Source organism: bacterium (assembly GCA_035281585.1).
Taxonomy (GTDB): Bacteria; UBA10199; UBA10199; order DSSB01; family DSSB01; genus DATEDP01.
This window is the reverse complement of record DATEDP010000120.1, coordinates 19,821-28,432: the sequence shown is the minus strand read 5'-3', so window position 1 is coordinate 28,432 and position 8,612 is coordinate 19,821. Positions and strand designations below refer to the sequence as shown.

The following is an 8,612-nucleotide window of genomic DNA, read 5'->3' as shown; positions in this document are numbered from 1 at the left end:
CACTTGCTCGAAGCGCTCCTCGCCGTCCTCGAGGTTGACCGAATTGATGATCGCCTTGCCCTGGCTGTAAGTCAGGGCCATCTCGATGACCTTGGCGTCGGTCGAATCGATCATCAGCGGCGCCCGGACCTTGCGGATCACTTCCTCCAGGAAACGCTGCATGTCGCTGTACTCGTCGCGGTCGGGGTTGGCCAGGCAGACGTCGACGATCTGGGCCCCCTGCTTGACTTGGGCCCGGGCGATCTCGGAGGCCTCCTCGAACTTCTCCTCGACGATGAGGTTCTTGAATTTGCGGCTGCCGATGACGTTGCTCCGCTCGCCGACCAGGACCGGCCGCTTGTCCTCGGTGACCTCGAGATAATCGATCCCGCTCAAGGTCGAAACCGAGCGCTCCGGCGCCGGGCGCGGCTTCATCTTTTTTGCCAATTGGGCGAGGGCCGCGATATGGCCGGCGTGAGTGCCGCAGCAGCCGCCGAGCAGGTTGATCCAACCGGCTTCGGCGAAGCGGCCCAAGACCGCCGAGATCATCTCGGGCGTCTCGAGATAGCGGCCTTCCTCGTCGGGCAGGCCGGCATTGGGCACGCAGGCCACCCTGGCCTTGGTCAGGCCCGAGAGGGTGCGGACGTGATCGGTCATGAACTCGGGGCCGGTGGCGCAGTTCAAGCCGACGTAGAGCAAGTCGACGTGCTCCAGCGCGGCGGCCAGGGCCTCGACGCCTTGGCCGGCCAACATCGTGCCCATCGGCTCGATGGTGACCGAAACCGCGACCGGCAGGCGGTGGCTCTCCTTGGCCAAGACCTCCTCGATGCCGAGCAGGCCGGCCTTGATGTTGCGGGTGTCCTGGCAGGTCTCGAGCAGGAAGTAATCGACGCCACCATCATAGAGAGCCTTGGCCTGAGCGGCGAAATGCTTCACCAGCTCGCCGAAGGTGACGCCGCCGGTGACGCTGATCGCCTTGGTGGTCGGCCCCATCGACCCGGCCACGAAGCGCGGCTTTTCGGCGCGACTGTGCTTGTCGGCGGCTTCCCGAGCCAGCTGGGCCGCGGCGAAGTTGAGCTCGTAGGCCTTGTCCTGCAGGCCGTATTCGGCCAGCACCAGCGGCGTGCCGCCGAAGGTGTTGGTCTCGAGGATGTCGGCCCCGGCCTCGAGATAGGCCTCATGGACCTCGCGGATCACCTCGGGCTTGGTCAGGACCAAGTTCTCGTTGCAGCCTTCGTATTCGTGGCCGCCGAAGTCTTCGGCGACGAGATGCTTTTGCTGGAGGGCCGTGCCCATCGCCCCGTCGAGGACGAGGATCCGCGTCTGGAGCGCCTCGATCAGGCGCTGGGCGCGGGGGGAATAAGGTTTAGGGACGTTGAGCATATTCTCTTCCACCCTCCCCTTTGTAAGGGGAGGGTTGGGGAGGGGTAGAGAGGTTGGCGTTGGGCAAAATTTTCTGCATGACGCCAACCCTCTCTACCTCCCCCTGACCCCCTCCTTACAAAGGAGGGGGAAACCTATCCTTTCTTTAAACAATCTTGGAACTCCTGCAGAGCTTCGAAAACTCGCACACATTCCTCGGGGCTGCGCAAGCCCAGCCCGCAAGCCGGCGTCAGCAGGCTCTCGCGCAGGACCTCCTCGGCCTCGGCGGTATCGAGAGCGGCGGCTAAGCGGGAGCGGCATCTTTCCACTTCTTTCTTGGGATGCCAAGCCGAAGTCAAGGAAGTCGGCACCACCCCCAGGGCCAAGCGGCCGCCGCGATGGCGAAAGACCCAAAGCCGCTCGGCATCCTCCCAAGGCGAGGCCAAGGCGAAGTCGAAAGAGAGGAAATCCAGGGGCCAGTCGAGGAAGGGATCGAAATCGCCGGCCTCGCAGCAATGGATTCCCACCAACGCCCCGCGCTGGCGTAACGCTTCCACGATCCGCCGCCCGCTTTCCAAAGGCGCGGCCCGCAGCAGTCCTGGCTCATCGAGAAAAAGCAGGACCTTTTTGCCCAAATTCGAGACCTCGGCCAGCAGGAACTCGGCCCGTTTTAGCAGCCATTCCTCCAAGAGTCGGCGGCGCTCGGGGTCGCCGACCCACTTGGCCTGGGCTTGAAGCAGGGTCGCCGGCCCGACCCATTGCAATTTCGTCCAGGGCCGGGGGTCTCGGGCCAGCCTTTCAAGGTAGAGCCGCCAAAGCAAGCCCGGGGCAAAATCGGCCGGCCCCTCGAGAAAACCGGCCAAGCCTTGGCCCAGCATCGTCTCGTTTTCACCCAAGGCCGGCTGGGTCGGAAAGTAAGGGATATCCACCGCAAAGGCCCGATCTAGAACCGCTTTCGGGTCCTCCGGCGGGAGGCTGCCGATGCCGGTCGTCCGACCGGCGATATCGCTTGACTTTGTCATCGATAAAACCAAGTTTTACGGGCACTTATGGGGAAAAGGCCGAAAAAGACAGGCTGCTTGAAGGCCTTGGGGATTCTCCTGGCCTTGGGCCTGCTCGGCGTTTTTCTCCTCTATCAGTTCATCCAATCGCCCCGATTTTTACAATTCGTCATCAACCGGCTCAACCAGAGTCTGACCGGCGACATCCTTTATGACAGCTTCACCCTGGATCTCAACCAACGCCACCTCCAAATTCGAGGTCTGGTCTATCAAAACCAGCAAGGGCTGAAGATCGTCTCGCTGAAGTCATTGGACCTCGATTTCGCCTATTCCAGCGCCTTGAAGGGAAATTTCGGCATCACCAAGCTTCGGGCCGATGGCCTGACCATCGACCAGCGCAATTCGCCGAAGAGCCTCAAACCCTCCTCCTGGCGCACCGCCCTCCGCATCGTTCTGAAAAGGCTCTCGATCCAGGACGCGGTGGTGCAAAACATCTCTTTCTACCTGCGCAACGGCGACGAATTCCACTTCGGCGAGGCCAATGTCGGCTTGAGCTCCCAGCGCCGCTCCCAGCAGGAGGTGACTTTCTGGGTCACCGACGCGGTCCTCCGGCCGGCCGACACCGAGATCCGGACCAGCCGCCTCGTCTTTCAGGGCAAGATCACTCTGCCGGTGGTCCGCGACTTCACCTTTTTCGTCAGCGAAGCCGAAGGAAACTTGAAGTTGGAAGACGTCCAAGTCGGCTCGCTGCCGGCCAGCAGCTTCCTCTCCGACATCAAGATCGGCGGCGACGTCCTCTATCTCGAAAACGGCCGCTTCCTCCTGCCCGACGGAACTCTCTTGGTCGACGTCGACTACATCCCGGAGAAGGCGACTTACAAAGTCGATCTCAAAACCGCCCAGCCCCTGCCCTTCAGCGCCATCCCCAAGGCCGGCAAGGAGCTGCTCGAGACCTTCGACCGCTTTGAGATGGCGCTCTACGCCGAGCTCAGCGGCTACAAGCTTTCGGCGATGACCGGCAAGGTCAAGCTCGACTTCAAGGCCCTCGGCAACACCGCCAATGAGGCGGCCTTGGAGAACAAGCTCCACCTCGAAGGGACGATGAAGAACGGCGTGCTCGGGCTCGACGTCTTCAAGCTCAGCTCGGCCAAGGCCGAAGTCGACGGCTCGGGCAGCGTCGACTTTCCGAAGCAACGCTTCGACGTCAAGATCAAGACCAAGAATTTCGACTTGGCCACGATGATCCAGGCCCTCTCCGACCTCGACCTACGGGGCTATGCCGACGCCGAGGGAACCATCACCGGCGCCTTCAAGAACCCGAGCATGAATTTCAAGGCTCACGGCAAGGAGCTGGCTTACAGCTTCCTCAATTTCGGCGAGCACGTCGGGAACTTCAGCATCAACGACAATCTCATGATCTACGAGGGCGAGGCGCCGGCCGCCCAAGGCCATACCGCCAAGGTCCTGGTGCGGGGCGAGAACTTCTTCAAGAAGAACCGCCACGTCGTCCTCAAGACCCAGTTCAAGGGCATCGACGCCACCAAGCTGCTCGACAATCCCGACATCCTGGGCAAGGTCGACGGCACTTTCGATCTCGACTCGGTGGCGGGCTCTTCGCCGACCGGCATCCTCCACGCCGAGATCCCCGGTTTCCAGCTCCTCGACTTCAAGCTGGGCACCTTGACCGCCGACGGCAAGCTCGGCAACCGCCGTTTCGTCATCGCGCCGCTCAGCTTCCAGCCGCCGAACTACGACAAGATCACGATGCCGGGCGAGGCGGTCTTCGAATTCGACGACAAGGGCGTGAAGGTCAAGGGCGAGGCCCTGCCCGGCCTGGCCTTCACCGGCCGCTACACCTACGACGCCCGGCCCAAGAAGTTCTTCATCGAGGCCGACGCCAAGAATCTCGACCTGCGGGCGATTTGGGCGGCGATGGAATATCCCCAGGTCGAGTCCTATGCCGACGGCAAGATCAAAATGGCCATCGGCATCGAAGGCGCGCCGACCGAGATCGACATCAACGCCAGCCGCTTCGTCATCCCGCTGGAGGAAGGCGGCGAGATCGCGGCGGCCGAGCCGGTGCGGATCTCGATCCGCCCGCCCAAGATGACCTTCGAAAAGGCCAGCTTCCGCTCGGGCGGCAGCTTGATGGATCTGACCGGGAGCTACCAATTCGACGGACCGATGGACCTGAAGCTGAAAGGCCGGGCCAATTTGAGCTTGCTCACCTATTGGCGCAGCTTCTTCCGCGGCGCCGAGGGCTTCGCCAACGTCGACCTGCGGGCCACCGGCAAGCTCGAGGACCCCCAGCTGGCCGGCGAGGTCAATTTCAGCGACGCCGCCCTGAGCCTGCGGGCGGTCCGGGCCAACATCGAGAACTTAAGCGGCAAGATCAAAAGCACCGGCAAGACGATCAGCTTCGAGGATTTGAAGGGAACGATCTCGGAGGGCGACGTCACGATCAACGGCCGGATCGAGGTCGGGGAGAAATTCGAGCCGCGCTACGCCGACCTGACGATCAACACCCGCGAGGTCACGGTCTCGGAGCCCGAGGTCTACAAGATCGTCTTGAGCGGCGACTTCACCCTGAAAGGGCCGGGCGATTCGATCCTGCTGGCCGGCGACATGTTCATCACCGAGGGCCGCTACGTCCGTGATTTCAACATCTCCCAGTTCATCATGAAGCCCCAGGCCAAGACCTTGCCGGAGGAGCCCAACCCCTGGCTCAACCGGATCCGGCTTGACCTCAAGGTGAAGAGCCCCGGCGAGCTGGCGATCAAGAACAACATCGCCGAGATGTACCTCTCGACCGATCTCGAGGTGAAGGGCCCGGCCTCGGCGCCCGTCGTCCAGGGTGAGATCCAGATCCTCGACGGCTCCTTTCACTATTTCAAGATCGCCTTCGACAACGCCCGGGGCTACGTCGACTTCCGCGGCCCCCGGACCCAGCCCTACGTCGACATCACGGCCACCAAGGAGGTGCTGCGCAACTTCGCCACCGTCAACGTGACCGCCAACATCGTCGGCTATCTCGACAACCTCCAGCTCAACTTCACCAGCGACTCCGGCATCTCCAAGCGCGACGTCCTCTCGATGGTCTTCACCGGCGGCGCGCCCGGCGACAGCCAGGTCAGCAGCGCCAGCCTGGCCAGCTCGGTGATCGCCGGCCAGATCGCCGGCTACCTCCAGCGGCCCTTGGCCGAGCGAGCTTCGCTCGACATCTTCCGGCTGGAATCCAACGAGGATTACAACGCCCGGCGCCGCGATCGCCAAGGCGTGACGACGCTAGTCGTCGGCAAAAAATTGACCGAGCGCTTCATGCTGGAGTTCAAGACCGACCTCGGCGTCGACGAGCCGCTGCAGGGCGTCCAGATGGAGTACATCCTGCTCGACAACGCCCTGGTCAAGGCCTCGCAGCTCAGCGACGGCTCCTTCGATTTCGATTTCACCCTGCGCTGGAGAACCTTTTGAGGAAGCTAGGCCCCAAATTGCTCGGCTTGGCCCTGGCCGGGATCCTCTTCAGCCATGGCGGCCCGCTGCCGGCCCAAGACGCCGAGCCGGGGAAGACGCCCTTGCCGCCGGTGCCGGCGGCCCCGCCGCCCGAGACGATGCCCGTAGAGCCCAATCCGATCATGGGGACGATTCGTTCGGTCAAGTTCGACGGCCTGAACTTCTACAGCGTGGAGGTCGCCAACGACATCGTGGGCCTCGATCCGGGCGAGGTCCTGACCCGGGAAAAGCTGGAGAACGCCATCAACAACCTCCGCAAGTGGGGCGTCTTCGTCAAGGTCGAGGCCTTGGTCGAGTACGACGACAACAACATCGACCTCACCTTCGAGACGCCCGAGGGCTATGTCATCAAGGACGTGAAGCTCAAGGGCAACTACCCGCTGCTCGAAAGCCGGGTCCGCCGCACCCTCTTCCTCATCCCCGGCCAAATCTACGACAAGGCCAAGCTGCCGGAGCAGCTCGACCGGCTCGACCGGATCTACGAGCAGGAAGGCTATTTCGACACCACCGTGCTGGCGATCGAGGACTACGACGAGAAAAACCGCGAGGTGACGATCGAGCTGAAGATCGCCAAGGGCAAGACCTACCGGCTGCGAGACACCGAAGTCGAAGGCAACACCGCCTTGGACGAGCGGCGGATCAAGACGATCATTTTCACCTACAGCCACTACAAGCCGCGCCAGATCAAGAAAGACCTCGATAAGATCCAGGGCCTCTACCGCAAGAAGGGCTACGTCCGGGCCCGGGTGCGGCTGGAGGGTGAATCCTATGATTACGACTCCCGCAAGGTCGACGTCGAGGTCGCGGTCCGCCAGGGCAAGCGGGTCTTCGTCGTCTTCGAGGGCAACGAGCATTACTTCGACAAGGAGCTGCGCAAGGCGATCACGATCTACGAGGACGGCGACTTCGACGATTTCGAGGTCGAGATCTCCCGGAATAAGCTGGTCAAGTTCTACCAGGAACGGGGCTATGCCGAAGTCAAGGTCGAGGCCGAGCGCAAGAAACTCGACGACGAAAACTACCGGGTGACTTTCCGCATCCTGGAGGGACCCCAGCGCCGAATCAAGGCGATCCAGTTCCAGGGAAACAACGAGATGGATAGCGGCAAACTCCGGGACCTGATGCGGACCAAGGAAAACGCCATCGGCGACAAGGGCGTCTATCTCGGCCCGCTCTTTCAAGAGGACCTCAAGCTGATCACCGACTATTACGCCAAGCTCGGCTGGCTCGATGCCAAGGTCCTGGGTTGGAACCGCGGCTTCAATGCGGTCGGCGACAAGATGATTTTGACCATCGACTTGGAGGAAGGCGCCCGCTCCAAAGTCAAGGACCTGACCATCGACGGCATGCCCGAGAAGCTCAAGGCCGACGTTTGGCCCAAGCTGCTCTCCCGGCCCGGCGAGCCCTACAGCCCTTCGCGGCTCGACGAGGACGCCCAGTACATGCTGATCGTCCTCTCGAACAACGGCTACCCCTACGCCAAGATCGACAAGGACGTGAAGCGGCTCGAAGGAGCCGATTGGGACGTCAAGCTTCACGTCGATCCCGGGGTCCACGTCACCATCGGCCGAGTCCTCTTCGTCGGCAACGCCTTGACCAAGGAGAAGACCCTCCGCCGCAACATGCGATTCAAGGAGGGCTCGGAATTCTCGACCGAGAAAATCCTCCAATCCCAGCTCAATCTCCGGCGGCTCGGGGCCTTCGACTCGGTCGGGATCGAAACCCTGGGGCTGACCGACAAGAACCCGGTGGTCCACGCCGTCGTCCGCCTCCAGGAGAAAAAGAGCAAGATCATCGATTTCGAAGCCGGCTACAACACCGACTTCGGCTTCAGCGGCAAGGTCGTCTTCAACAAGCTCAACATGTGGGGCTCGGGCAAGAACGGCAACATCAAGCTCCAGGCCGGCCAGGAGATCTCCCGCTTCGAGATCAACTACATCGATCCCCGGCTTTTCGGCACCTCGCTCCAGCTCTTGATCGGCACCTATGCCGGCTTCAATCGCCTGCCCTTTTACGAGAATTTCGAGACCGGCGCTTTCTCGACCCTCTTCAAGGATCTGGGTCCTTACTTGAGCGCTTACGGCGCGATCAATTTCGAGTTCGTCGATTTCAACGAGAGCAAGACCATCGTCGAGGAGCTGCGGCCCCGCGAAAGCGCCGACGACAACACCCGCCTGGCCACAACCTTGGGCGTCACCTACGACCGCCGCGACAGCTACGGCGATCCCCGGCGCGGCTACTATTTGAACGGCAGCGTCACCGCCACCAACCAGTTCATCCAGATCGGCGGCAACTACGTCACGGCCCGGGGCAATTTCGGCATCTGGTGGAGCCCTTTCACCAAGATCACCTTCGCCAACGCGCTGCGGGTCGCCAAAATCTGGCCCTTGCCCGGCGACACTTTCATCCCGGCCGATAACCGGCTCTACCTCGGCGGCGACGACACGGTCCGGGGCTTCGACCAGGACTCGCTCTTGCCGACCGGCGGAACCTTCTCGCTGGTGCACAATTTCGAGATGCAGATGCGGGTCTTCGGCAGCTTCCAGGTCGTCGGCTTCGTCGACTCCGGCATCGTCGTCAACAACATGAGCGATATCAATCTCTTCAATTGGCGGCACTCGGCCGGTCCCGGCGTCCGCTACGTCACGCCGGTCGGCCCGGTCCGGCTTGACGTCGGCTTCATCCTCGACCCCGAGCCGGGCGACGATTGGGGCCGGGTTCACTTCACTTTCGGGTATTTCTTCTAAATTTCATCGACTT

General features: G+C 62.1%; 4 protein-coding genes. 2 read left to right on the top strand and 2 right to left on the bottom strand.

Translation table 11 applies throughout. The features are described 5' to 3' along the window. A partial coding sequence (locus VJR29_10485) for a homocysteine S-methyltransferase family protein (protein HKY63837.1) occupies positions 1-1,362 on the bottom strand: 1,362 nt, incomplete at its 3' end. 134 nt (positions 1,363-1,496) lie between these two features. Next, positions 1,497-2,363: a hypothetical protein gene (locus VJR29_10480; protein HKY63836.1), complete on the bottom strand. Its 867-nt coding sequence runs from the start codon at positions 2,361-2,363 to the stop codon at positions 1,497-1,499. A gap of 57 nt (positions 2,364-2,420) precedes the next feature. Here VJR29_10480 and VJR29_10475 point away from each other — a divergent pair, with 57 nt between their 5' ends. Further along, a complete protein-coding gene (locus tag VJR29_10475) occupies positions 2,421-5,813 on the top strand; it encodes a translocation/assembly module TamB domain-containing protein (GenBank protein ID HKY63835.1) in 3,393 nt (1,130 codons plus the stop codon). After that, the gene (gene bamA / locus VJR29_10470; GenBank protein ID HKY63834.1) at positions 5,810-8,599 is read left to right on the top strand and encodes an outer membrane protein assembly factor BamA; all 2,790 of its coding nucleotides are present in this window, start codon (positions 5,810-5,812) and stop codon (positions 8,597-8,599) included. The genes VJR29_10475 and bamA overlap by 4 nt, the downstream gene beginning before the upstream one ends. Positions 8,600-8,612: the final 13 nt, after the last annotated feature.

Excerpts from the sequence above, each read along its gene's own strand:
- VJR29_10480 (HKY63836.1), bottom strand. The coding sequence starts at position 2,363 with ATGACAAAGTCAAGCGATATCGCCGGTCGGACGACCGGCATCGGCAGC.